This window comes from Streptomyces antnestii (genome assembly GCF_004005495.1).
Classification (GTDB): domain Bacteria; phylum Actinomycetota; class Actinomycetes; order Streptomycetales; family Streptomycetaceae; genus Streptomyces; species Streptomyces antnestii.
This window is the reverse complement of the sequence record NZ_RZYA01000004.1, coordinates 196748-220421: the sequence shown is the minus strand read 5'-3', so window position 1 is coordinate 220421 and position 23674 is coordinate 196748. Positions and strand designations below refer to the sequence as shown.

The 23674-nt window shown below is 69.0% G+C and carries 21 protein-coding genes and 1 pseudogene; 8 read left to right on the top strand and 14 right to left on the bottom strand.

Going from position 1 to position 23674, the window contains the following annotated elements:
* Positions 1 to 55: 55 nt before the first annotated feature.
* The 3 genes from EOT10_RS11400 to EOT10_RS11390 form a co-directional block, all read right to left on the bottom strand.
* Positions 56 to 997 (bottom strand): 3-oxoacyl-ACP reductase, encoded by a 942-nt coding sequence (locus tag EOT10_RS11400; protein WP_127828004.1) that lies wholly within the window; start codon positions 995 to 997, stop codon positions 56 to 58.
* A gap of 126 nt (positions 998 to 1123) precedes the next feature.
* Positions 1124 to 2200: a Zn-dependent alcohol dehydrogenase gene (locus tag EOT10_RS11395; protein WP_127828003.1), complete on the bottom strand. Its 1077-nt coding sequence runs from the start codon at positions 2198 to 2200 to the stop codon at positions 1124 to 1126.
* Positions 2201 to 2280: 80 nt separating this feature from the next.
* Positions 2281 to 3135 carry a MaoC/PaaZ C-terminal domain-containing protein gene (locus tag EOT10_RS11390; protein ID WP_127828002.1) on the bottom strand — a complete coding sequence of 285 codons (855 nt, stop codon included), beginning with the start codon at positions 3133 to 3135 and terminating at the stop codon, positions 2281 to 2283.
* 344 nt (positions 3136 to 3479) lie between these two features.
* Here EOT10_RS11390 and EOT10_RS11385 point away from each other — a divergent pair, with 344 nt between their 5' ends.
* From EOT10_RS11385 to EOT10_RS11375, 3 genes are read left to right on the top strand one after another with little or no spacing between them, the layout of a single operon-like run.
* Positions 3480 to 4502, top strand: coding sequence for an ABC transporter ATP-binding protein (locus tag EOT10_RS11385; protein WP_127828001.1), 1023 nt, complete (start codon positions 3480 to 3482; stop codon positions 4500 to 4502).
* Entirely contained in the window at positions 4499 to 5215 is a 717-nt protein-coding gene (locus tag EOT10_RS11380; RefSeq protein ID WP_127828000.1) for an ABC transporter permease, read from the top strand. The genes EOT10_RS11385 and EOT10_RS11380 overlap by 4 nt, the downstream gene beginning before the upstream one ends.
* 19 nt (positions 5216 to 5234) lie before the next feature.
* A complete protein-coding gene (locus EOT10_RS11375) occupies positions 5235 to 6491 on the top strand; it encodes a sensor histidine kinase (protein WP_127827999.1) in 1257 nt (418 codons plus the stop codon).
* Between the two features lie 117 nt (positions 6492 to 6608).
* On the opposite strand, the gene EOT10_RS11370 is transcribed toward EOT10_RS11375, so the two are convergent.
* The 4 genes from EOT10_RS11370 to EOT10_RS11355 form a co-directional block, all read right to left on the bottom strand.
* Complete coding sequence (locus EOT10_RS11370; protein ID WP_127827998.1) at positions 6609 to 7157, bottom strand: EF-hand domain-containing protein; 549 nt, start codon at positions 7155 to 7157, stop codon at positions 6609 to 6611.
* Between the two features lie 718 nt (positions 7158 to 7875).
* On the bottom strand, positions 7876 to 10131 hold the full coding sequence (locus EOT10_RS11365; protein WP_127827997.1) for a protein kinase domain-containing protein: 2256 nt from the start codon (positions 10129 to 10131) through the stop codon (positions 7876 to 7878).
* A gap of 280 nt (positions 10132 to 10411) precedes the next feature.
* The gene (locus EOT10_RS11360) at positions 10412 to 10972 is read right to left on the bottom strand and encodes a GNAT family N-acetyltransferase (protein WP_127827996.1); all 561 of its coding nucleotides are present in this window, start codon (positions 10970 to 10972) and stop codon (positions 10412 to 10414) included.
* Complete coding sequence (locus tag EOT10_RS11355) at positions 10969 to 12243, bottom strand: NsdA family TPR-like regulatory protein (protein WP_127827995.1); 1275 nt, start codon at positions 12241 to 12243, stop codon at positions 10969 to 10971. Before EOT10_RS11355 ends, EOT10_RS11360 begins: the two co-directional genes overlap by 4 nt.
* Before the next feature lie 236 nt (positions 12244 to 12479).
* Between EOT10_RS11355 and EOT10_RS11350 the strand changes: the two genes are divergently transcribed.
* The 3 genes from EOT10_RS11350 (at position 12480) to EOT10_RS11340 (ending at position 14201) form a co-directional block, all read left to right on the top strand.
* Positions 12480 to 12851, top strand: coding sequence for a hypothetical protein (locus EOT10_RS11350; RefSeq protein ID WP_127827994.1), 372 nt, complete (start codon positions 12480 to 12482; stop codon positions 12849 to 12851).
* The gene (locus EOT10_RS11345; protein ID WP_127827993.1) at positions 12848 to 13291 is read left to right on the top strand and encodes a glycine-rich domain-containing protein; all 444 of its coding nucleotides are present in this window, start codon (positions 12848 to 12850) and stop codon (positions 13289 to 13291) included. The genes EOT10_RS11350 and EOT10_RS11345 overlap by 4 nt, the downstream gene beginning before the upstream one ends.
* 103 nt (positions 13292 to 13394) lie before the next feature.
* Positions 13395 to 14201, top strand: a complete 807-nt coding sequence (locus EOT10_RS11340) for a protein kinase family protein (RefSeq protein WP_317617337.1) — start codon at positions 13395 to 13397, stop codon at positions 14199 to 14201.
* A gap of 97 nt (positions 14202 to 14298) precedes the next feature.
* On the opposite strand, the gene EOT10_RS43090 is transcribed toward EOT10_RS11340, so the two are convergent.
* The gene (locus tag EOT10_RS43090) at positions 14299 to 14571 is read right to left on the bottom strand and encodes a DUF6968 family protein (RefSeq protein ID WP_431313276.1); all 273 of its coding nucleotides are present in this window, start codon (positions 14569 to 14571) and stop codon (positions 14299 to 14301) included.
* A gap of 712 nt (positions 14572 to 15283) precedes the next feature.
* Here EOT10_RS43090 and EOT10_RS11330 point away from each other — a divergent pair.
* On the top strand, positions 15284 to 15661 hold the full coding sequence (locus EOT10_RS11330; protein WP_127827991.1) for a nuclear transport factor 2 family protein: 378 nt from the start codon (positions 15284 to 15286) through the stop codon (positions 15659 to 15661).
* 72 nt (positions 15662 to 15733) lie between these two features.
* Here the strand turns inward: EOT10_RS11330 and EOT10_RS11325 are convergent.
* Positions 15734 to 15892, bottom strand: a pseudogene (locus EOT10_RS11325) (IS630 family transposase); the annotation flags it as partial.
* 58 nt (positions 15893 to 15950) lie between these two features.
* Between EOT10_RS11325 and EOT10_RS11320 the strand changes: the two are divergent.
* Positions 15951 to 16583 carry a response regulator transcription factor gene (locus EOT10_RS11320; RefSeq protein WP_127828214.1) on the top strand — a complete coding sequence of 211 codons (633 nt, stop codon included), beginning with the start codon at positions 15951 to 15953 and terminating at the stop codon, positions 16581 to 16583.
* Between the two features lie 40 nt (positions 16584 to 16623).
* Here EOT10_RS11320 and EOT10_RS11315 read toward each other — a convergent pair whose 3' ends face one another.
* The 5 genes from EOT10_RS11315 to EOT10_RS11295 form a co-directional block, all read right to left on the bottom strand.
* Positions 16624 to 18102: an MFS transporter gene (locus tag EOT10_RS11315; protein ID WP_127827990.1), complete on the bottom strand. Its 1479-nt coding sequence runs from the start codon at positions 18100 to 18102 to the stop codon at positions 16624 to 16626.
* A 153-nt stretch (positions 18103 to 18255) separates the two neighbouring features.
* Entirely contained in the window at positions 18256 to 19449 is a 1194-nt protein-coding gene (locus EOT10_RS11310) for a lipid-transfer protein (protein ID WP_127827989.1), read from the bottom strand.
* Between the two features lie 72 nt (positions 19450 to 19521).
* Complete coding sequence (locus EOT10_RS11305) at positions 19522 to 20703, bottom strand: acyl-CoA dehydrogenase family protein (RefSeq protein ID WP_127827988.1); 1182 nt, start codon at positions 20701 to 20703, stop codon at positions 19522 to 19524.
* A 2-nt stretch (positions 20704 to 20705) separates the two neighbouring features.
* Complete coding sequence (locus tag EOT10_RS11300; RefSeq protein WP_223280928.1) at positions 20706 to 22010, bottom strand: CaiB/BaiF CoA transferase family protein; 1305 nt, start codon at positions 22008 to 22010, stop codon at positions 20706 to 20708.
* On the bottom strand, positions 21988 to 23661 hold the full coding sequence (locus tag EOT10_RS11295) for an acyl-CoA dehydrogenase family protein (protein WP_127827987.1): 1674 nt from the start codon (positions 23659 to 23661) through the stop codon (positions 21988 to 21990). The genes EOT10_RS11300 and EOT10_RS11295 overlap by 23 nt, the downstream gene beginning before the upstream one ends.
* Positions 23662 to 23674: the final 13 nt, after the last annotated feature.

The window sequence follows — 23674 nt, the reverse complement described above, 5'->3', positions numbered from 1 at the left end:
ACGGCATGACAGAGGGGCCCGGAACCACACGGTTCCGGGTCCCTTTGTCGTCGCGTCAGGCGTGCTTGAGCCCGAGCACCTCCGCCGCGGCGAACGTCTCGTTCGGCGGCCGGTCCGCGTAGTGCGGGGTGAGCAGGGCGTCCAGCTCCTCGTAACTGAACGCGTCCTTCGTGGTGTCGAACTTGGCGGAGACCTTGGGGCGTTCGACGACGGCGACGATACCGCCGTGCACGACGAGCAGCTGGCCGTTGACGTTGCCCGCGGCCGGGGACGCGAGGTAGCCGACGAGCGGGGCGACGTGTTCGGGTGCCAGCGGGTCGAGTTGACCCTCCCCCGGCTCCTGGAAGCCCGCGAAGACGTCCTCGGTCATCCGGGTGCGGGCGCGCGGGCAGATGACGTTGGACGTGACGCCGTACTTGGCGAGTGCCAGGGCCGTGGACGTGGTGAGGCCGACGATGCCGCCCTTGGCCGCCGCGTAGTTGGGCTGGCCGGCCGAGCCGGCGAGGAACGCCTCGGAGGAGGTGTTGACGATGCGGCCGTACACCGGGCCGCCCGCCTCCTTGGAGCGGGCGCGCCAGTGGACGGACGCGAAGTGGGTCGTGTTGAAGTGGCCCTTGAGGTGGACGCGGATCACCGAGTCCCACTCGTCCTCGCTCATCGAGAAGATCATGCGGTCGCGCAGGATGCCCGCGTTGTTGACGAGGATGTCGAGTTTGCCGTAGGTGTCGACGGCCAACTGGACGAGTGCGCGGGCCTGTTCGTGGTCGGCGACGTCGCCGAGGTGGGCGACGGCCTGTCCGCCCGCGGCCCGGATCTCGGCGGCGACCTCCTCGGCCGGGGTGGCGTCCGCGCCGCCGGAGCCGTCGCGGCCCGGCTGCCCGAAGTCGTTCACGACGACGGATGCGCCGAGCCGGGCGAGTTCGAGCGCCTCGGCGCGGCCCAGGCCGCGGCCCGCGCCGGTGACTATTGCGGTGAGGCCCTGGAGCGGCGTTGACATGGTGGGGCTTTCCTCTCGCCGTTGCCGGTTGCTGTGTCGTCGGTGCGTGCGGCTTGCGTCGTGGCCGGTCGCGCGGTTCCCCGCGTCACTGGCGGGGCGCGTCTTCCCCGGCGGCCGGCTGCGGAGCTAGATCTCGATGCACGTCCTCAGCGCCGCGCCCGTCCTCATCTGGTCGAGCGCCTCGTTGATCTCCGCCAGGGGGACCCGGTGCGTGATCAGGGACTCCAGGTCGATGCGGCCCGCGCGCCACAGGGCGATGGCCCGCTCGTAGGACGTCAGGACGTCGCCGCCGCCGTACATGGACGGCAGGATCTTCTTCTCGTCGAAGAACAGCTCGAACATGTTGAGCTGGAGGAAGTCGTCGAGGGCGCCCGCGCCGACGACGCACAGGGTGCCGCCGCGGCGGGTCGTCTCGTAGGCGGTGCGGGCCGTGGCGGACTTGCCGACGACCTCGAAGACGTAGTCGAAGCCCTCGCCTGCGGTGATCCGCTGCTTGGCGTCGGCGAGCGCGTCCGGGGCGACGGCTTCGGTGGCGCCGAATTTGAGGGCGGCCTCGCGGCGGGATTCCACGGGGTCGACGGCGATGATCTGGGCGGCGCCCTTGAGGCGGGCGCCCTGGATGGCGGAGATGCCGACGCCGCCGCAGCCGATGACGGCGACGGACGAACCGGCCGCGACATCCGCGGTGTTGATGGCGGCGCCGAGTCCGGTGGTGACGCCGCAGCCGATGAGCGCGGCGATGTCGAAGGGCACGTCGTCGGGGATGGGCACGGCGCAGCCCGCGTCGACGACGACCTCCTCGGTGAAGGTGCCGGTGCCGGCGAAGCCGAAGACGTCTCCGCCGGGGCGCTTGAAGTTGGGGGTGCCGGCGTTCATGAACCCGGCGAGGCAGAGCTGGGTCTGGCCGCGCTTGCAGGAGGGACAGGCGCCGCACGCGGGCAGCCAGCAGACGAGGACGCGGTCGCCCGGCTTGACGTGGGTGACGCCGTCGCCGACGTCAAGGATCTCGCCGGCACCCTCGTGGCCCGGGATGAAGGGGGCGGGCTGGGGCAGCACGCCGTTCATCGCGGACACGTCGGAGTGGCACAGGCCGGTCGCCCGGATCCGGATCTTCACCTTGCCGGGGCCGAAGCCCACCGCCTCGACGTCGTCGAGGACCTCGAGTTTGTCCTGGCCTATCTCGTGCAGTACGGCTGCGCGCATGACGTGCGGCTCCTCTCCCGGAGGGTCTCGAAGGGCTCAGGGGTGGGTCGGGCGTGGGTCAGGCGTGGATCAGGCGTGGATCAGGCGTGTTCGACGATGGTGTCGGCGAGTACGGGTGCCTCGTCGCGCTCGACGGCCGTGACCGTGACCTGGATCCGGCCCTCGGTGCGCCACATGCGGATCCGCAGGGTCTCGCCCGGGTAGACGACGCCGGCGAACCGGGTCGCGTACGAGCGCACGCGGGACACGTCGCCGTCGAGGAGCGTGTCGACGACGGCCTTGAGCGTGATGCCGTACGAGCACAGGCCGTGCAGGATGGGCCGGTCGAAGCCGGCGAGCTTGGCGAACTCCGGGTCGGCGTGCAGGGGGTTCCAGTCGCCGGAGAGGCGGTAGAGGAGGGCCTGGTCCTCCCGGATGGTGCGGTCGACGGTCTTGTCCGGGTCGCCGGTGGGTGCCTCGACGCGGGTGGAGGGTCCGCGGTCGCCGCCGAAGCCGCCCTCGCCGCGGACGAAGATCTGGGCGTCGGCGGTCCACAACGGGCCGTCGGCATCGGCGACTTCGGTGCGCAGGACGAGGATGGCGGCCTTGCCCTTGTCGTAGACGGCGGCGACGCGGGAGGTGGAGGTGGCGCTGCCCTTGACGGGGATGGGGCGGTGCAGTTGGACGGTCTGGCCGCCGTGCAGGACGTGGGCGAGATTGACGTCGATGCCCGGTGCGGAGAGGCCGCCGACGACGCCCATGCCGGCGCCCGCGACGGTGGCGAAGCTGGGCAGGACGTGGAGCTTCGACTCCAGGGTGTAGCGCAGCTCGTCGGGGTCGGTGGCGGGGGTGCCCGCTCCGAGGCCCAGGTGGTAGAGCTGGATGTCCTTGTGGTCCCAGGTGATCTCGGCGGACCGGGGTTCGGCAGCTACGGCCTTGGCGGCGTCGATCGGCATCAGACACAGACTCCTTGTGCGGGGAAGACCTCGGTGCGGCCGTCCGCACCGTCGGTCGCACCGAGGTCGTTGCAGGGCCGGGTGGAGCACGGGCGAACACGGGTGCACACGGGTGACGCGTCAGGCGCCCGCCCCGTTCTAGAACGCGTTCCAGTCCGGCGATCCCATGTATAGCCAAGACCACGGCAGTTGGGAAGACTCCTGACGGCATGTCAGATTCTCTCGTACGAGTTCCGGAGCGGAACCGGAACGGGACCGAAGCCGGCGGCCGTGACATTTGTACTGCCCGGCCGCGTACACAATTCTCTGCCGCCGCACCGGCCCCCGTCCGTAGTGTCGTCGTCATGACGAAGACAGACGGGACACCGGCACCACCGGTCGCCGTGTCCTTCACGGGGGCGGTCAAGACGTTCGGCGCGGTACGCGCCGTGAACGGGGTCGATCTGGAGATCAGGCGCGGCGAGACCGTCGCCCTGCTCGGCCGCAACGGCGCGGGCAAGTCCTCCACGATCGCCCTTCTGCTGGGCCTGGACGAGCCCGACGAGGGCTCGGTATCGCTGTTCGGCACGTCCGTGGCGCAGAGCGTGCGCGCCGGACGCGTCGGCGCGATGCTCCAGGAGGGCCGCGCGGTCCCCCGGGTCACGGTCCGCGAACTGGTCTCCTTCGTGGCGGGCCGCTACCCGGCGCCGATGCCGGTCGGCGAGGCGCTGGCGCTCGCCGGGATCGAGGAGCTCGCCGGGCGGCGCGTCGACAAGCTGTCCGGGGGCCAGACCCAGCGGGTCCGCTTCGCGGTGGCCCTGGCGGGCAACCCCGCCCTGCTCGTGCTCGACGAGCCGACGGCGGCCCTGGACGTGGAGGCGCGGCACGCGTTCTGGGCGTCGATGCGGGCGTACGCGCGGCGCGGTCACACGGTGCTGTTCTCCACGCACTACCTGGAGGAGGCCGACGCCCACGCCGACCGGATCGTCGTGATCGACCACGGCCGGATCGTCGCCGACGGCAGCGGCGAGGAGCTGAAGCGGGCCGCGGGCGGCAGCCTCGTCGCGTTCGACCTGGCCGGGCGCGGCACGGAGGGGCTCTCGCTGCTGCCCGGTGTGACCGCGGTCGAGGTCCGCGGGGACCGGGCCAGGCTGCGTACGGACGACTCGGACGCGACGGTGATCGCGCTCGCCGAGCTGGGCGCGATCCGGGGCCTGGAGGTCGCCCCGGCCTCGCTCGACGACGCGTTCATGGCGCTGACCAGCGCATCTGACAGCGTTTCCGAAAGCAGCTCCCCCGGCGCTTCCGGTACTCCCGGTACTCCCGGTACTCCCGGCGCTTCCGGCGCTTCCGGCGCTTCCGACACGGATCTGGAGACGGTTCGATGATCGACTACCTGAGGCTCGAAGTGCGCAGGACCCTGCGCGACCACGGGTTCGTGATCTTCGGTGTCGGGATGCCGGTGATGATGTACCTGCTGTTCACCAACCTGGGCGAGAACGACCCCGCGTGGAAGACGGTCTCCATGGTCGGCATGGCCGCGTACGGCGCGGTGGGCTCGGCCCTGAACACCGGCGGCGGGGTCGCCGAGGACAAGACGATCGGGTGGCTGCGGCAGCTGCGGGTCACCCCGATGACTCCGCGTCAGGTGGTGACGGGGCGGGCGCTGACCGGGTCGGTGACGGTGCTGCCGTCGATCGCCGCGGTGCTCCTTGCCGGCGGCCTGGTCAACGGGGTGCGCCTGGACGTGTGGCAGTGGGCCGCCATCGCCGTCCTGCTGTGGCTCGGCTCGATCCCCTTCACGCTGCTCGGGCTCGGCAACGGCTACCGGCTGACCGCGCAGACCACGGGCGTCGCGAACATGGTGTGCAACCTGGGCCTCGCGGTCCTCGGCGGCCTGTGGTTCCCGATCACCCTGTTCCCCGGCTGGCTGCGGTCCGTGTCGTCGTACACGCCGACGAACCGGTTCGCGCAGCTCGGCACGGCCGTCGCCGAGGGACACGCTCCGGCGCCCGCCGCGGTCGCCGTGCTCGCCGCCTGGCTGCTGGCCTTCGGCTCGTACGCTGTGGTGTCGTACCGCAGGTCCGCCCGGACCGTCTGAACGGGGAGCGGGGAACGTCATGTCCTGGATGCGCCGGGCCGGCCGCCGGATCAGTGAGCTGCGGGACGCCCGCGCGCGGCGGAAGGCCGACCGGGACGCGTGCAGGCCGGGCCGGACAGTGGAGGACATGGGGCCGCCGCGCAGCGGATTCACGCTGCTGCCCTGGCTCCTGATGGGGCTCGGCGCGTTCTCGAACCTCCTCCAGGGCAAGACGGCCAACCCGTGGGTCGGCGGCATCGGCCTGCTCGCCTTCAACTCCCTCTACATCGCGGTCGTGTTCCGCGCGTTCGACAAGCGGCGGCGCGAGGCCCGCTCCACGATCCTGGCGCTGACCGCCATGGGCGTCCTCACCTGCGGTCTCGCCATCGGTTACGGCGGCAGCTGGCTGGTGTTCTTCCCGCTGTTCGGCCTCGCGGCGGGCTCGGTCCTGAGGAGTCGCCGCCTCGGCCTGGCCGGGCTCGGCCTGAGCGTTTTCGCCGGGAGCGTCGCCACGTTCAAGGAGGGCATGGGCTGGGACGCGGTCAACATCGCGTACGGCACGTTCCTGTCGACGATGGTGACCGCCGCGATCCTCTCCCTGTCCGAGGCGGTGAGCGAACTGCGCGCGGCACGCGAGGAGTTGGCGCATCGGGCGGTGGAGAAGGAGCGGCTGCGGTTCTCCCGGGACCTGCACGACCTGCTCGGGCACACGCTCTCCGTGATCGTGGTGAAGTCGGAGGCGGCCCGCCGGCTCGCGCACCGCGACCTCGACGCGGCGCTCACCCAGGTCTCCGACATCGAGTCCGTGGGCCGGCAGGCGCTCACCGAGATCCGTGAGGCCGTCACCGGCTACCGGGAGGGCAGCCTCACCACGGAACTCGACCGGGCCCGCTCGGCGCTCACGGCGGCCGGGATCGAGCCCGTCGTACGGCAGTCGGGCCCGCCGCTCGCCGCACAGACGGAGGCGCTGCTCGGCTGGGTGGTGCGGGAGGCGGTCACGAACGTGGTGCGCCACAGTGGGGCGGCGCGCTGCGAGATCTCGGTGGACGGGGGCCCGGAGCGGGTCCGGCTCCGGGTCCACGACAACGGGCGCGGCGCCGCCGCCGACCCGCCGGAGCCGGGCATCGGCGGCACGGGCCTGCGCGGCCTGACCGAACGACTCGCCGCGGCGGGCGGCTCCCTGGAGGCGGGCCCCGCCCCACGCGGCTTCACGGTGACGGCCGAGCTACCGGTCCTACCGGCCCCGCCGAGCGGCGCGGACCCGGACGGGGTACGGGAGCGGGAACGCGCGGGGTGAGACAGGGGGTCCGGCGCCGGCACGGCCCTGCCCCCGTGAATGCTGCCCCCCATGGGGGTCGCTACTGCTAGGCCCCGGCGTCTGGTCGTGACGCCGGGGCCTGGCCGCGGTCCGGTCCTAGACGCGACCGTAGAGCAAGGATCCCGGAGCGTCAGGGTCCTCGGAGTAGTGGTACTCCTGGACCGTCCGGATGAACTCCTGCCTGGAGATGGCGCCGTCCCCATCCGTGTCGATCCTCACGAAGGTCTCCATGGCAGGGGCGGTCACCTGCCACACGTCCTTGAGGTAGCGGGTGAACTCGTCCTGGCTGATCTCGTTGTCCCCATCGGTGTCGATGACGTCGAACACTGCGTGGGCGTGGCTGTCCGCGACGTTGAACCGGCTGGTGTCGTTGCTGACCTGCCGCGAAGCCGTCACGTACTGCTCGCGGTCGAGGCGATCGCCGGAGGCGTCTGCGTGGCGCCGCAATTCCGACCACTGCATCTGGAAGACGACCTTCAGGCTCTGGACGCGTCGGTCGTCCTTGGTCAGGCTGTAGGCCGTGATGAAGCGGCCGATCAGGGCCTCGTAGTCCGTCCAGGCGAGGTACCCGTCCTTGTCGGCGTCGAGGGTGTCGAAGACGAGCCCGTGCTTCTTGCTGATCGGGTCGTTCACCGCTGTGGTCATGCCAGATTCCCCTTTGTGCATTGATGTCGCGCCGGTCGCGCTCATCCTTCGTGGTCCTCGCGCAGGAGACGGGGGCTTCGCTTCATGATCACCCATTGGTGTGATCAACATCTGGCCACCGATAAACAGCCACCATCCGGCTCCACATCGCGGCCGGCCGGGCCGGATCGCGTTGGCCGCTCAGTATTCGATCTAGTGGTCTTTTGCGAAAGTGGATCTTGATTGCGGATGATCACATGCTCAGGCGCGTGGAGGCCTGCCGGATGCACAGTGGTCACGGCGGTCCTGAAAACACCGTTGCCGCAAAGGAGTTGGCGTCTCGCATGAGATGTCAACGCTCGCGGTCACTGGACGTCACCACCAACTGCGGGACCCGGGGAGCCATGACGGCAAGCGCCGACGCCCGCGCGATAGAACTTTCCCTACTTCATCAAGACCCGCCCACAGCGCGGGCGCGCCCCGCCTCCTGTCTCCGCCCCAGCTGGCCGCTCCCGGCGGCGCGCTCGGCGGCTACGGGCATAAAGCGGGAGACACCCTCGTGGCTGGGGCGATCGGCTCCACGGCTTTAGGCAGCCACTTTGGGGCGAGCCTCTAAGATCATGGCTCCAACGTCGTGCCCTACCGGGCAGCCTCACAGACTGCCCGACTCGCTGGAAGCTTAAGGGGCCATGATCACTCGCCCCAAAGCTGCTCCGCCGACCTATTTGTCGAAGCAGCTCTACTGTTCGAGAGCCGAGAAGACCCCTCGAAGCACATCAGCAAGCTCCAGGACATCCGCCCGAACCATACGCGAGGGAAACCACTCAACGAATACCTCGAAAGCTCCCCGTTGCCCTGGATGACGGGCAGCCTTATTCCTGTGCGACTGTAGGGCTTGATCCACTCTTCTATTCAATATCCGCCTCATTCTATCGTTGGACACGTTCTCCAGCGACACACGTCGGGTGGGCGCCAGGCGCATGACCAGCAAAGGGCGGAACTCCCTGCCAGCCAACTTTTCTCGCCACTCAACCGAAACTTCCCAGGCCCCCGAAGCGCTGAGAAAAGAGGTTGCTTCATCCTGCCTCTGCGCCTTTCGAGTGATCTGAAAAGCAAGCTCCTTTGCGTACTGCGCAGTGGTGATGCGAGCGTCTAGCTCAGTATGCTGAAGTTCATTGTAGATTTCCCCCAAACGGCCTACTATCTCGGGAAAACCTTGAACTCGCTCACGCGGGTTGAACTGGACGCAATCCTCGTACAGGCCGATCAGCTTAGAAGACGTCTCGTTCGAGCAGGAACCCTTAACCGAATCACCAAGCTTCTCGGCGTTTCCCGCCACATTGAGTGGGTCGGGGTCACGATTCACAAAGCAGAATGCGAGCAACTGGCCGAATGAGAATACGTCCAGCGTTGGTTCCCTGCTATAGGCAGCCTTTGGATCGAATGAAATGTATTGCTCGGGAGCTGCATAGTAGACGACCCCCATTGCGCTTTTTGTCGCCCTCTGCGTTTGCGTACTAAACCAAGCCAGGTCAAAGTCTGTGAGATATGGGAGGTATTCCCCATCGTCACTATAATTGCACACAATATTTTCGGGCTTGATGTCGCGATGAATCACACCATGTGCATGCGCATGCTCGATTGCCTCTGCAGATTTCAACAAGATGGCAACTATTTCTGCGGGGTGAAGAAATGTTCCCGGCTGCAGTTCTCGAAGATTGCTGCCGTCCACATAATCCATCACGAATCCAGTTGGGCAGTCGCTGTAGCGATGCACTTTGACGATTCGCGGGTGAGCCAATAGCTGCATCGCATCATAGCCGTTCTTAAAACGCTTCACCTTCTCTCGATCATGCAGCTCGTGTGGATGATAGACCTTATAGGCGTAAGCCCTGCCCGCCTCATCCGCACTCTCCAGCTTCCAAACAGACCCAAAACCGCCGGCGCCGATTTGCTTGGAGACCACCCCCTCTTTCATTCTCGTTTCAACCTCAATCAGGCCAAGCTCGGTTTGATAGCGCGTCAGCGTGTCACGGGCTTGCCTATAGCGGAGCCTTGAATAAAGCCCCTGAATCTTATCCTTCTCGTCGAACCATTTCGCAATATGCTCTAGTCGCCGGCAAGAGTCATAGTGGCCAATTGTGCGCCATTTACTAATGTCGAACGCGGACTTAAATTTGTTGTAAGAATCCAGAAATCCTTGGGCCTCACCCTCATAACGCTCATACTCCGATTCTGGAGGGGGTGGCCCGAGCTCGGGAGTGAAGCCATCTCCAATAATAAGCCTTCCGTGAACACGACCACCAAATACGGGCAACTGGTCGTGTTCGTGATTCCCCTGCGCCATTTCACGAGAAATCACCTCATAGACGCTATGCGCGGTCACATTTCCCGTATGGTCAGCTGCTGCACCGGTAAGTGCATACAGGAGGTAGTACGTGAATATTCCGTGCCCGAGGTTGTTCACTTCCCAAGCTGCTTGATTTGCTGTACAGGCTGCCACCACTGCCGAAGACGATTCCACTCGGTGCACCACTTCTAGCACATCCGAGTTCTTTAGTTCCGTCACGCGAAGAGCAGACCCGCCAGCTCCAGTCACTGCACCACCAGAGTGGCAGCTATCAAGCAGAACGAAAACTTGACACTCTTGCGCTTCGTCGGGCTCCAAGATGCGAAGAATATCGGGAAGCGCCACCCCCTCATCAAGATCTCGGTTGTCGTACGTCACAAGATAGTGGCCTAGGTCCGTGGAAGCTCCATGCCCAGAAAAGTAGAACAGAATTCTTTCAGCGCCAGAATTTCTTGCGTCAATGAGCCAACGCAGAATATCTGTCTTAGTAGCCTGCTCATTCTGAAGAAGCGTGACACTGAAACCGTATTCCTCCATCTCTAAAACTGCCGCAACCTGGTCAGCGTCATGCGCACAGCAAGAGAGCTTGGACCAACGATCTTTGTAGGTATCAATCCCGATTACCAGTGCCAGCGCGAGCCCCATAACCCCTCCTGTGGCGTGAGTCACAGCATCATAGGGAAAATAGACTGCCCGCACTACGGGTTCGACACCTTCAAAGTAGGACGCGGCAGCAGCCGCCACTGTTTCTGGCCATCAGGCAGGGCCCGTTCGTCTGGCTGCGACACAGCAACTCGGAGCCGAGGTATCTGCTGCACGCGTGCCCAAGGAGGGCCGCAACCCCACCCGGGGAAGATCAAGACCCTAACGCGTTCCCAGGGCCGAGCGCCCTCCCGGATCACAACGTGGCCGGCCTGCCGTCGCCCTAGGCGTCAACAGAGGAGGCAGACAGGTGGATCGGGCGGATCATGACCGTCAGCGCGGGTGCGTCCGGGGCCGACTGGGAACGGCCGATCACCTCGTAACCCCACTTCGTGTACAGGGCCTGGACGCGGCCGTCCTGGTTGGCCGGGGACACCATCAGTGTTGCCTGCACTTCTTCGCGGCCGGCGAGGAGGGAGTCGTGGAAGGCTCGGGCGATACCTCGGCGCCGGAAGATGTCCAGGACCATCATTTCCTTGATGGCCACCGTCGTCCGGGCCAAGACCTCCGGTGCGGGGGCGGGGTCGGTGCGCTTCCACCAGCGGTCTTCGACCGGGATGAGGGTGTTGCAGTAGCCGTAGCCGACCGGGACGCCGTCCACGCGGGCGATCACGGTTTCCCAGCCGGGCTCCTTGCCGTGCCGGGCCAGACGTTCGGCGTAGCGCTCCACCGAGTAGTGCGGGAGGTGGAGCTGCTCGGCGCGGACCTGGGCGTAGATGTCGATCAGGGTCTCCCACACGGCGTCGATGTCGTGGGCGTGTTCCAGGGTGACGTCGTTGGTCATCGCAGGGGTCCTTTGAGGTGGTGGTCGTGGGCGTAGCCGGCCCACAGGCGGGCGTGACTGGAGCCGGCGGCGATGCGTTCCAGGTTCTGGCCGAAGGTGGTCAGCATGCCGTGGACGCGCGGGTGCGCGGCCTGTGGGTCGGGCATGGACATCGCGGTGCGGACGGCCGGCCCGATGTCGCCCTGGCCGAGCTGGGCGCGGGCGAGGCGGGTGGTGGTGATGGCGCGGGAGCGGGTCAGCGGGGCGCGCAGGAGGGCGAGGCTCTTGTGGGCGTGGCCTTCTGCCGCTTCGTAGTCGTGTGCCGCGAGGTGGGCGGCGGTGGCCAGGGAGTGGAGTTCGGCCCGGTCGAAGAACGCGGTGAGCCATACCGGGCGGGGTGCTTCGGGCTCGGCGCGGTCGTAGGCGTCGATGGCCAGGTCCATGCACCGCTCGATCGCTCTCGTATCGCGGCCGACGCCGTGGATGGCGGCCTGCCGGGCGTGCCCGAGGGCGGCGAACATCGGGTCGGTGCGGGTGATGCGCAGGTGCCGGGCGGCGTCGTTGGCGGCGAGGGCGTCGACGGGGCGGCCGAGGTGGCGGTACATGGATCCGGCGTGGGACCAGATACGGAACTGGATGGCCTGGTCGCCGGACATGCCGGCCAGGGCGGTGGCCCGGTCGAAGTGACGTTGCGCTGCGTCGAAGCGCCGGCCGTCGATCGCGGCCCACATCGCCGAGCTGGTGAAGGAGGCTGCGGTGGCGAACAGCATGCTTTTCACGCGCTGCGACGACGAGCCGGTCTGCACCAGGCCCAGTGCTTCGCCGGCCAGAGCGAGCGCTTGATGCTCGATGCTCGCCCGTCCGCCTTGGCGGTGATCCTTGGCGACGATCTCCGCGAACTTGCGATGCAGGCGGGTGACGTCGCTCGCGCCGACGCGGTGCACGGTGGCTCCCGCTGTCGTCGCGGGCAGGGCGGCGCCGATCGCCAACGAGGCGGTCAGGGTTCCGAAGGCGCGGCGGTGCACGTCAGGGTCCTCACTCTCGACGGGCGTGTTCGTCCGCGGGGTGAAGCCCAACTCGACGGCGGGCAACCCGAACACGATCTCCAACGCCATGCGCTGCTTGGTGCGCGGCCAACGGGTTCTGTAGACCAGGTTGTAGACGGTGCGCGCCGACATCGAGCCTCGCGTACCGGTGAGGGACTCGATCGCTTCGTTGCACGCCTCGGCTAACTCGTCCTGTGTCAGGTCGAGTTCACCCATCCGATCCAGAAGTACCCGGTTGGCCTCCATGCCCTGGACGGTAGCGGTGCGGTGACCTGCGTCTGAAGCCCGAAGGTAAAACTTTCCGGTCAGCCGCGTCCAGCCGCCACCCGAACTTTCCTGGGCCCTGGCGCCCGCCGGCCCTGTACTGGGTGACGCAACACAACGCCCCTCCGGGAGCTGCCACCCGTAACGGCTCTCCCCGCGCTCCCGGAGGGCGCGCACCAGACATCCCGCACGAGGCGAGGGACCCCTAGGTGAGTGCCGTGACGACCAGCAGACCGCACCAGCAGCAGGACGATCCGACCGACGTCAGGCAGGTCGACGCCGACGTGCAGTGGGCTCGGCAGATCCGCCTCACCCTGCCCCCTCGCGGGACGGTGATCGAGCGCGCCATGCGGCTGCGTGGGCTGCTCGCCGACCTCGTCTCATGCGGCGTCGTCCCCGAGAACACCCATACACGGCCTCTGTACCGCGACGCCCACTTCCTCATCCAGCTCGACGTCCACGGGATGAAGCACACCGGTGCCGTGGACCACCTGCGGGCGCTGGCGACTTCGGCCCGCGCCTTCAACGCCCTGTACCGACTCCACCGACCGAAAACCCAACCCAGCACGGAGATCGAGGAGAAGGCATGACCATCACCGACAGCGCCCTGAAGACCGGCCGCGACATCGCCGGCGAGGAGCTCTTCGACAGCCTCGCGCACTTCGTCGTCCTCCACGACCACGTCGAACGGGAGGTCGCCGAACAGGTCGCGGACCAGGCCGTCGCCTTCCTGGTGACAGTCGCTACCGCTACGGTGCCGATGGTGCCGTCCGACGAGGTGGACATGGGCCTGCACGCCCTCATCCTTCACACCAAGGAGTACGCCGAGCTCTGCGACCGGTTCGCCGGCCGCTTCCTGCACCACAACCCCAAGCCCGGCGGTGGCGCACGCGACCCAGAGCTGGTGGCAGCCTCCGCCCACGCGATGAAGGTCGCGGGGTTCCGCGTGTTCGACGCACGGTGGACGGTCGACGGCGAGAATCTCGCCCAGTGCGACTCGGACTGCGGCCGCCCGTACGGCGCTGCCTGAACCCCCCGATGCCCACGGCGCCCCCGCCCGCTCTCCACTCGGCGGGGGCGCGCCCCTTCGGCCCGCGAGAGGACCCTCAGTGCCGCCGTCCATCCCCCACGACTTGCTGACCAGCCTTTCCATCGAGTCCCACCACCTCGTCCTCGACCGCCGCGGCTCGACCGTGTGGGACATCGTTACGGGTTCCGGCCGCTACGCCCTCAAGCTCGGCTATCCCGTCGCAGCCACCCCTGAATGGCCCGGCCAGCACTGGACAGCATTCGCCCCGGGCCGGGAAGCCGCCGTCCTCGCCCACCTGGACACCCAGCACGTGGCATCCGGCTACTGGGAAAAGGGCACCTGGAACATCCAGCCCTGGCACGAGGGCCCAGACCTCCAGCACCTGTGGACGCACTCCCGCACCGACGGCACCCCACCGGACGTACAGACGGCCATGGAGTGCGCCGGCGCTTTGGCCGACCTGCACAAGGCCGGATGGGCCCACGGAGACGTACAACCCGCCCACTTCCTCATCGGCCCCGACCGCACCCACCTCATCGACCTGGCCCTCGCACACGGCAAGCCAGTCCCCGAGGCCGTCGACTTCCCCTTCAAGGGCTGCCTGGTCCACTACGAGGCGCCGGAGATCTCCGCCGCCGTCCTCGACGAAGGACACGCCGCCCCCTCACAGGCGGCCGACGTGTACGGACTGGGCGCCACTCTGCTCATGGCGGCGACCGGCAAACGCGCGGTGATCTACCCCGACGACGCACCCAGGCCGGCACAACGCGCGGCGATCGTGGCAGGCAACCGGCGGGCTGTGACGATGCCCGGCCCGATGGGACCGCTGGTCGTCGAGATGCTGCGGTACGCACCGCAAGACCGCCCGACCATCACCGAAGCCGTGAGCCAACTCGCCGAACTCACCTGATTCCATGAGCAGTCCAGGTCGCCACTGCCCTCGCGACCGTTGGCCACTCCGATTGCACGGCCTCAGGGGAACAGAAGGTTCTCTTCGCCGTTGAGGGTCAGGGCGAACCGTGGAGGTCGTGCGCCCCGCGCAGGGCGCCGCCGATCGCGATGCAGGCGTTCTGGATCGCTTGGATGCTGTCCACGCCGAAGACCCGCATCCGGTGCTCCTTGGTCAGCCCGCTGATGCGGTACTCGCACGCCCAGTCGCCGCCTGAGGCGGTGTCCGGCACGGGTTTCCCAATCTCCACGACTACTTGACGAGCGCCCTGGATGCCTTCCCTCGTCGCCTCCAGTTCCCGTGTTGCGATGACGTCGAAGTCAGAGCACAAGGTGGGCCCTTCTCTCGTTGACGGACCAGGTGCAGATCTGTACCTGTCGGCATCATCTCCTCAACGGCCCAGCTCGGTCCGTGCGGTCGGACGGGCCGCGGTGGAGTCCCCCTCCCACCTGCGACTGACGGCCCCTGCGGCCCGCGCCTGCCTCAGCCCCCGCGCGGCAACGTCCCCGGACGACGGGCGACGTGTCGTCTGGCTGCTCGCCGCCGACGGGTCATGGGCACGCGCCGAAGACGGGACCACGCCCATGGTTCACCAGGCGGACCGCGCCGACTTTGGGATGACTTGGAACGTGTCCGTCGCAAGTCGGGCAAGACCAACCGGTTCCCTCTGCACACGCTGCGGGTGGAACTGACCGCCGATGGCAGTTCCCTACTGTCCCCGGACGGGTCCTGGTCCTTCCGCATCCGACAGGCACTCGCGCCTGCCGAAGGCCGCAAGCGCCGTCCGCTCGTTCGGCACGTTGAGCCGACGGGCGGGGGGATGACGTGATCAGCACCCGCTAGTCCAGCCCGCACAGAGCCCCGCTCGGCCACATGCCGAGCGGGGCTTTCGTGTGCCCCGAACCTGCGCGGCACTGCCTCAACAGGCCACCAGTCACACCCTGTTTCGATACACGGCCTAGTGCTGTGACCGGGATGGTCCACCGTGATCGAAAGGCGGCTCGCGGGACGGGCGCACGCGCAACGGCTGGTATTACTGGGGCATGCAGGAAGAGACGGCACGCTCCGCGATCGACACGTTCATCTCCGCATTCAACGCCTCGGACGACAGCTATGTGACTGCCCTGCTCTCCCAGGCCCTGACCTCAGACGTGGTCTTCTGGGGGCCGTTGGGTCGCAGCGAAGGAATCGCGGCGGTCGAGCGGTTCGTGCTGGACATCCGGCGCCACCCGGCGGGGACCGGCACGATGGTGCGCTGCTCAGCGGTGGACATGCCTGACGAGTGGGCCCGGTACCAGTGGGTCTTCACCACGCCGGATGGAGGCCCCCGCCTTGCGGGAACGGACGTCGTCCATCTGCGGCGGAGCCTCATCGACCAGGTCATCGTCTTTGCGGGGGAGATCGGGCCGTCCGCCTCCTGAGTCGTCCGTCTGTCGCTGTCCTTCTCGTGAACTTGTCCCTTTCGGCACTCCGGGGCTGCGGTTCGCGGTCGGTCAGGCTGCGGCGTTGAGGGGGCCGCCCCAGCGGATGTCCTTCTCGCTGCGGATGCGGGCGCGTTCCTTGCAATGGGCGGCAAGTACGTCGGGGTGGCGGGCGTTGGCGTTGTGCCAGCGCACGTAGCGGTGCCGGGCCTGGGTTTGCGTGGGGTGGCTGAGACCCGCCGCGCTGCCCCAACAGGCCACCAGCCATACCCTGTTCCCCGTGAACGAGATGCCGCGCGACCATCGGCCCACGAAGTCCATCCGGGTGCTCCTCGCCGAGGATCAGGGCATGATGCGGGGCGCGCTCGCGCTGCTGCTCGGGCTGGAGGAGGACATCGAGGTCGTGGCGCAGGTCGCGACGGGGGACGCGATCGTCGCCCGGGCGCTGGAGACGCGGCCCGACGTGGCGCTGCTCGACATCGAACTGCCCGGCCGCAGCGGCCTGGACGCGGCGGCCGACCTGCGCGAGGAGTGCCCGGACTGCCGGGTTCTGATCCTGACGACGTTCGGCAGGCCGGGCTATCTGCGCCGGGCGATGGAGGCGGGCGCGGCCGGCTTCCTGGTGAAGGACGGTCCGGTGGAGGACCTGGCGGAGGCCGTACGGCGGGTGCTGCGCGGCGAGACGGTCATCGATCCGGCCCTCGCCGCGGCGGCGCTGAGCGCTGGCCCGAACCCGCTGACGGCCCGCGAGTGCGACGTCCTGAAGGCGTCCGTGGACGGGGCGACGGTCTCCGACATCGCGGGCAAGCTGCACCTGTCGGAGTCGACGGTGCGGAACTATCTTTCGTCGGCCATCGGCAAGACGGGGACGCGTAACCGGATGGAGGCGGTGCGGGAGGCTCGGCAGCAGGGGTGGCTCTGAGCGCTCCCACCTCTCGGGGCTCCGCCCCGGACCCCGCTCCTCAAGCTCCCCCAGACTCCGTCCGGGGGGACCCCCAGGGGCTGGATTTCCGGAGGCTGAGCTTCCTGGTTCGCGGCATCCATGTCAGCAGTACCAGCGCCGCCACCAGCAGGATTCCCGTACCCCACTGGAAAGCCGCCGCGTAGCCGCGTGTGAGGTCCTCCGGTCCCGCTCCCCCGGCGGACCGGCTCGCCGCGACCGTGGACAGGATCGCGAGGCCGAGCGAACCGCCCAGCGTCCGCGACGTGTTGACGAGCCCGGACACGAGTCCCGCGTCGCCGGGCGCGGCCCCCGACGTGGCGAGCGAGGCGAGCGGCGTCATCGCGAGGCCCGCGCCCGCCATCATCGCCATGCCGGGCAGCATGATCGCGGTGACGTACTGGCCGTGCGCGGTCATCGTCGACTGCCAGGCGAATCCGGCGGCCGTGATGAGGACGCCGGCCATCGCGACGTTGCGCGCGCCGACGCGCCGCATCAGACTCGGGGCGATCTTGGATCCGGCGACGACGGCGAGCGAGCTGGGCACGAGGGCGATGCCGGACTCGACCGGGGTGTAGCCGAGGACGTTCTGCGCGTAGAGCGTCATGAAGAACCACATCGCGAAGCTGCCCATGCCGCACACGAACATCGTCGCGTTGGCCGCGGCGACCGAACGGACCCGGAACAGGCCTAGCGGCATGAGCGGCACCCGCGTCCGCGCCTCGACGACGAGGAACGCCGCGATCAGGGCGAGGGCGGCGCCGAGGGGCACAAGCGTCGCCGCCGCGCCCCAGCCCTCGGCCTCCGTCTGGACGACGCCGTACGCGAGGGTGGCGGTGCCCGCGGTGACGAGCAGCGCGCCCGGCAGGTCGAGGCGCCGCTCGCCGCCCGCCCTGGACTCCCTGATCCAGCGGGCGGCGGCCGCGAGGACCAGGGCGCCCAGGGGAACGTTGATGAGCAGCACCCAGCGCCAGCCGAGGCTCTCGGTGAGGACGCCGCCGACGAGGCCGCCGGCCGCGCCGCCGCCCGCGCCGACCGCGGTCCAGGTGGCGATGGCGCGGGCGCGCGCCGGGCCCTCGGGGACGGCGGACGTCAGGATGGTGAGCGTCGACGGCGCGAGGACGGCGGCGCCGAGTCCCTGGACGGCGCGCGCGGCGAGCAGTTGCCAGCCCTCCTGCGCGAGCCCGCCCGCGAGGGAGGCGAGCGTGAAGAGGCCGAGGCCCACGAGGAACATCCGCTTGCGCCCGAACAGGTCGCCGGCCCGCCCGCCGAGCAGCATGAACCCGGCGAACGCGATGGAGTAGGCGTTGACGACCCATTGCAGGCCGGTGGCGGAGAGTCCCAGGTCGGCGCGCATGGACGGCAGGGCCACGTTGACGACGGAGACGTCGAGGACGACCAGGAACTGTCCGGCGCAGGCGGCGGCCACGACCAGCCAGGTGGGCGGCGCGGCCGTGCGGGCTATGGCGGTGTCGGCAGGGGCTTCGAGCATGGGTGTCATGGTCGCAGGCCCGGGACGGTCCCGTACATCAGGATTTCGGCGCACCCCGTCTGGGTCACCGGCCCTGGGCCGTCGGACCTAGGACCGGCGGGCCCAGGATGGGTGCGCCCAGGACCGGCGGGTCCAGGACAGGCGGGCGTAGGACCGGCGGAGCTAGGAGCGGCGGAGCATGGTGACCACCGCCGCGCCGCCGAGGCCGATGTTGTGGGCGAGTGCGACGCGGGCGTCCGCGACCTGCCGTGCCCCGGCCTCGCCCCTCAACTGCCAGGTGAGTTCGGCGGCTTGGGCGATGCCGGTGGCGCCGAGCGGGTGCCCCTTGGAGATGAGGCCGCCGGACGGGTTCACGACCCAGCGTCCGCCGTACGTGGTGGCGCCGTCCTCGATGAGCTTGCCGGACTCTCCCGGTCCGCACATGCCGAGCGCCTCGTAGGTGAGGAGTTCGTTGATGGAGAAGCAGTCGTGGAGCTCGATGACGTCGACGTCTTCGATGCCGAGTCCTGACGCCTCGTAGACGCGGGCGGCCGCGGCGCGTGACATGGGCTGGCCGACGACGTCGATGCAGGAGCCGGACGCGAAGGACTCCCCCGTGTCGGTCGTCATGGCCTGCGCGGCGATCTCGACGGCCTTGTCGTCCAGGTCGTGGCGTTCCACGAACCGCTCGGACACGACGACGGCCGCCGCCGCGCCGTCCGAGGTGGGCGAGCACTGGAGCTTGGTGAGCGGAGCATGGATGGTCTTGGCGGCGAGGATCTCGTCGACCGTGTACGCGTCCTGGAACTGCGCGTAGGGGTTGTTGACCGAGTGCCGGTGGTTCTTGGCGCCGACCGCGGCGAGCTGGGCCGCTGTCGTGCCGTACTGCTCCATGTGCTCGCGGGCCGCGTCGCCGAAGATCTGGGCGGTGGGCGGGGACATCTCGAAGCCGTGCTTCGCGGCCATGATGCCGTAGTGCCGGGCGACCGGTGAGGTCTTGAAGTCACCGCCGTCGGCGCCGCCGCCGAGCGCCCCGCGCTGCATCTTCTCGAAGCCGAGCGCGAGGACGCAGTCGCTGATGCCGCCCTCTACGAACTGGCGGGCGAGCATCAGCGCGCTGGATCCGGTCGCGCAGTTGTTGTTGACGTTGTAGACGGGGACGCCCGTCAATCCCAGTTCGTACGTGGCCCGTTGGCCCGCCGTCGACGCCTGGAAGCAGTAGCCGACGGGTACCTGCTCCACGTCCTCGTACGAGATCCCCGCGTCGTCGAGGGCTTTGGTGCCGGCCTCCTTCGCCATGTCCCAGTACTGCCAGTCACGGCTCTCGGGCTTCTCGAACTTGGTCATTCCGACGCCGACTATGTACGCCTTGCCCATGGAAACGGCCTCCTGCCAGTATCTGACGAGTCGTCAGATACTGGCAGGAGTGAGCTGCCTATGGAAGGGCTTCTAGCGGAACGCCGCGTGCCCCGTGAGCGCCTGGCCGAGGGCCAGCGTGTGCATCTCGGTCGTGCCCTCGTACGTCAGCACGGACTCCAGGTTGTTGGCGTGCCGGATCACCGGGTACTCCAGGGAGATGCCGTTGGCGCCGAGGATCGTGCGGGCGGTGCGGCAGATCTCGATGGCCTCGCGGACGTTGTTCAGCTTGCCGAAGCTGATCTGCGCCGGGTGGACGCCGGCGGGCGAGTCCTTGAGCGCGGACAGGTGCAGGGCCGTCAGCGTCGCCTTGTGGAGTTCGAGCGCCATGTCGACGAGCTTCTGCTGCGTCAGCTGGAACGCGGCGATCGGCTTGCCGAACTGCTCGCGCTGGAGGGCGTATTCACGCGCCGCCTGCCAGGCCGAGCGCGCGGCGCCGGTGACGCCCCACACGATGCCGTAGCGCGCCTCGTTCAGGCAGGTCAGCGGCGCGCCCACGCCACGCGCCTCGGGGAGCTGCGCCGAGGCGGGCAGCCGTACACCGTCCAGGACCAGCTCGCTGGTGACGCTCGCCCGCAGCGACATCTTGTGCTTGATGAGGGGAGCGGAGAAGCCGGGGGTGTCGGTCGGGACGACGAAGCCGCGCACGCCGTCCTCGGTCTGCGCCCAGACGACGGCGACGGCCGCGACCGAGCCGTTCGTGATCCACATCTTGCGGCCGTCGAGAACCCAGTCGTCACCGTCGCGGCGGGCCCGCGTCGTCATGGACGACGGGTCGGAGCCGTGGTCGGGCTCGGTCAGGCCGAAGCAGCCGATGGCCTCGCCCGCCGCCATGCGCGGCAGCCACTCCTGCTTCTGCTCCTCGGAGCCAAAGCGGTGGATCGCGAACATGGCGAGCGAGCCCTGGACGGACACGAAGGAGCGCAGACCCGAGTCGGTGGCCTCCAGCTCGCGACATGCGATGCCGTACGCGCGGGCCGACATGCCGGCGCAGCCGTAGCCCTCCAGGTGCATGCCGAGCAGGCCCATCTTGCCGAATTCGCGGGCGAGTTCGGGCAGCGCGGGCAGCTCCCCGCTCTCGAACCACTCGGCGATGTGCGGCTCGACCTTGTCGTCGAGGTACTGGCGGACCGTGTCGCGCACGGCACGCTCCTCGTCGGTGAAGAGCGCTTCGAGGTTCAGCGGGTCGACGGGGTCGAGGGCGGCGAACGCCATGGTCAGGCTCCTTGAGGGTGGTTGAGCAGCCGGTCGATCCCGGCTTCGTCGTAGCCGAGTTCGGCGAGTATGTCCCGGCTGTGCAGGCCGAGGGTGGGCGGTGCGGTGCGCACGGCGGGGCGCTCACCGCGGAACGTGACGGGGAAGGCGACCTGCTGGAGCGGGCCCACCTCCGGGTGGTCGACCTTCTGCACCATGCCGAGCGCCTCGGTCTGCGGGCAGTCGTACACCTCGTCGAGGGTGCGGATGGCGGCGACGGGGACGCCGCGCGGCTTGAGCAGGGCGATCCAGTGCGCGACGGGCTCGTCGACGAGGACCGACTCCAGCTTGGCGTTGAGGGCCGCCCGGTTCGTGACGCGGTCGCGGTTGGCCGCGAAGCGCGGGTCGTCCGCCCACTCCGGGTGCCCGAGGGCGTCGACGAGGCGGCGGAACAGGCCGTCGTTGCCGACCGCGATCACGAAGTGCCCGTCGGACGCCGGGTAGGCCTGGTACGGGACGAGGCTCGGGTGACCCGAGCCGAGGCGGGTGGGGCGCTCCCCGGTGGCGAAGTAGCCGGTGGCCCAGTTGATGTGCAGGGCGAGCTGGGACTCGTAGAGCGAGGTCGTGACGTACTGGCCCCTGCCGGTGCGTTCGCGTTCGACGAGGGCGGAGGTGACGCCGATGAGGCCGAAGAGGGCGGCACCGAGGTCGCCCATCGCGTAGCCGGCCTTGACCGGGGGGCCGTCGGGTTCACCGGTCAGGGACATCAGGCCGGCCGACGCCTGGGCGACCATGTCGTAGCCGGGCTCGTCCCGGAGGGGGCCCGTGTCGCCGAACGCGGAGATGTGCAGGAGGACCAGGCGCGGGTAACGCTCGCTGAGTTCGCGGTAGTCGAAGGCGCGGGCGAGGGAGCTGCCGGGGCGGAAGTTCTCCACCATCACGTCCGCGTCCGCGAGCATGCGGTGGACGGCCTCCTGCCCCTCGGGGGACTTGAGGTCGAGGGTCACCGAGCGCTTGTTGCGGTTCGCGGCCAGGTAGTAGGTGGCGTCGGGGCCGTTGAAGGGCGGGCCCCAGGCGCGGGTGGGGTCGCCGCCGTCGGGGTGCTCGACCTTGATGACGTCGGCACCCAGGTCCGCGAGGGACATGGTGACGTAGGGCCCGGCGAGGATCTTGGACAGGTCCACGACCTTCATCCCGGCCAGGGGGGATGCGGGGCGGGGCGGCTCGGGCGGGTGGGGCTGGGGCAGGTGCGGCTCGGGCAGGTACTGGTCAGGCTCAGACATGTGCGGCTCGGGCATGTGCTGGTCAGGCATGTGCGGCTCGGGCATGTGCGGCGGGCTCCTCGGCCGTTTCGAGCGGGATGTGTCCACCCTCGGCCAGTTCGGCCAGGTGGTCCAGGGCGGTGCGGGGCGGCGTGTCCGGGTCGTCGAGAAGCGCGGTGCAGGTGCGGGCGACGAGGAGGGCGCGGCCGTTGCCGGTGGTCCGCGCCTCGTGGGCGCCCTGTTCGTACAGGAGGGTCTCCATGACGGCGCGCGTCAGCTCGTCCGCGTAGCGTCCGATCCTCATCTCCTGTTCCTCCGGCGGGAGTTCGAGGAGGGCGTCGCCCTTCGTGCGGAGCCGTTCCCAGCGCTCCCGCGTCTCGGCGACGCGGTCGCCGTAGGTGTCGGCGAGGGTGCGGTGGGCGGCCTGGCGGCGCATGCAGCGCAGGACGTCGAGCGCGATGACGTTCGAGGAGCCCTCCCAGATGGAGCCGAGGTGGGCGTCGCGCAGGAGCCGGGGGTTGACCCAGTCCTCGATGTAGCCGTTGCCGCCGCGGATCTCCATGGCCTCGCCGGTGACGGAACGGGCGCGCTTGCACAGGGTGTGCTTGGCGAGGGGGGTGAGGACGCGGACGAGTTCGCGGGCGGCGGCGTCCCCGGCGTCGGCCTCGGTGAGCCGGGCCGCTGCCTCGACGACCAGGTGCAGGGCGGCTTCCGCGTCGATGATCATCGGCAGCAGCGTGGCCCGCATGAGCGGCTGGTCGAAGAGCGGCTTGCCGAAGACGTGGCGTTCGCGGGTGTGGTCGATGGACTCGCGGACGGCGCGGCGCATCAGGGCGGTGGCGCGCATGGCGTTGGAGAGCCGGGAGACGTTGACCATCTCGGCCATCTGCCGAAATCCGTCGGTGAGTTGACCGACGGGAGTCGCGTACGCCTCGTCGAGCGTCACCTCACCGCTGGCGATGGACTTCGAGCCGAGTTTGTCCTTGAGCCGGTCGATGCGGATCGCGTTGCGGGTGCCGTCGGGGCGCAGGCGCGGGACCAGGAACATGCCTAGGCCGCGCGTGCCGTCGCCCTGGCCGGGGACGCGGGCGAGGGTGAGGACGACGTCGGCGGAGGGGTTCGACGCGAACCACTTCTTGCCGGTAAGAGTCCAGTGGGTGCCCTGGTCGGTGGCGACGGTCTCCGTGCGGCCGACGTCGGTGCCGCCTTGCTTCTCCGTCATGAACATCGCGCCGGTGGCCCGGATTTCGGGGTCGGTGGAGGACAGCGCGGCGATCTCGGCGGCGTACCGCTCGGGGTCGAACAGGCGCAGAATGCGGGCGGCGGAGTCCGTCATCGACAGGGGGCAGGCCATGCCGAACTCGGACTGCACGTACAGGTAGGACAGGGCGTACTTGACGGTGTGCGGGACCTTGGTGGGCCAGCCGTGGACGCCGGGGCGGTGCGACATCGCGGCGAGGCCGAAGCGCTCGTAGGCGATCGCGGCGGCCCTGTCGTGGGCCGGGTGGAAGGCGATCTCGTCGATCCGGGTGCCGTCGGGGGCGTACTGCACGAGCTGCGGCGGGTTGGCGTCGGCGAGGGCGGCCTGCCGGTCGAGCTCGCCGGCGGCCAGCTCACCGAGCTCGGCGAGCAGCGGCTCGACGCGGGCGCGGTCGTCGGCGGACAGGACACGGTCGAGGAGGGGCCGCAGGGCGGGGTCACGGTCGGCGAAGTTCATACGGATCCCTCCG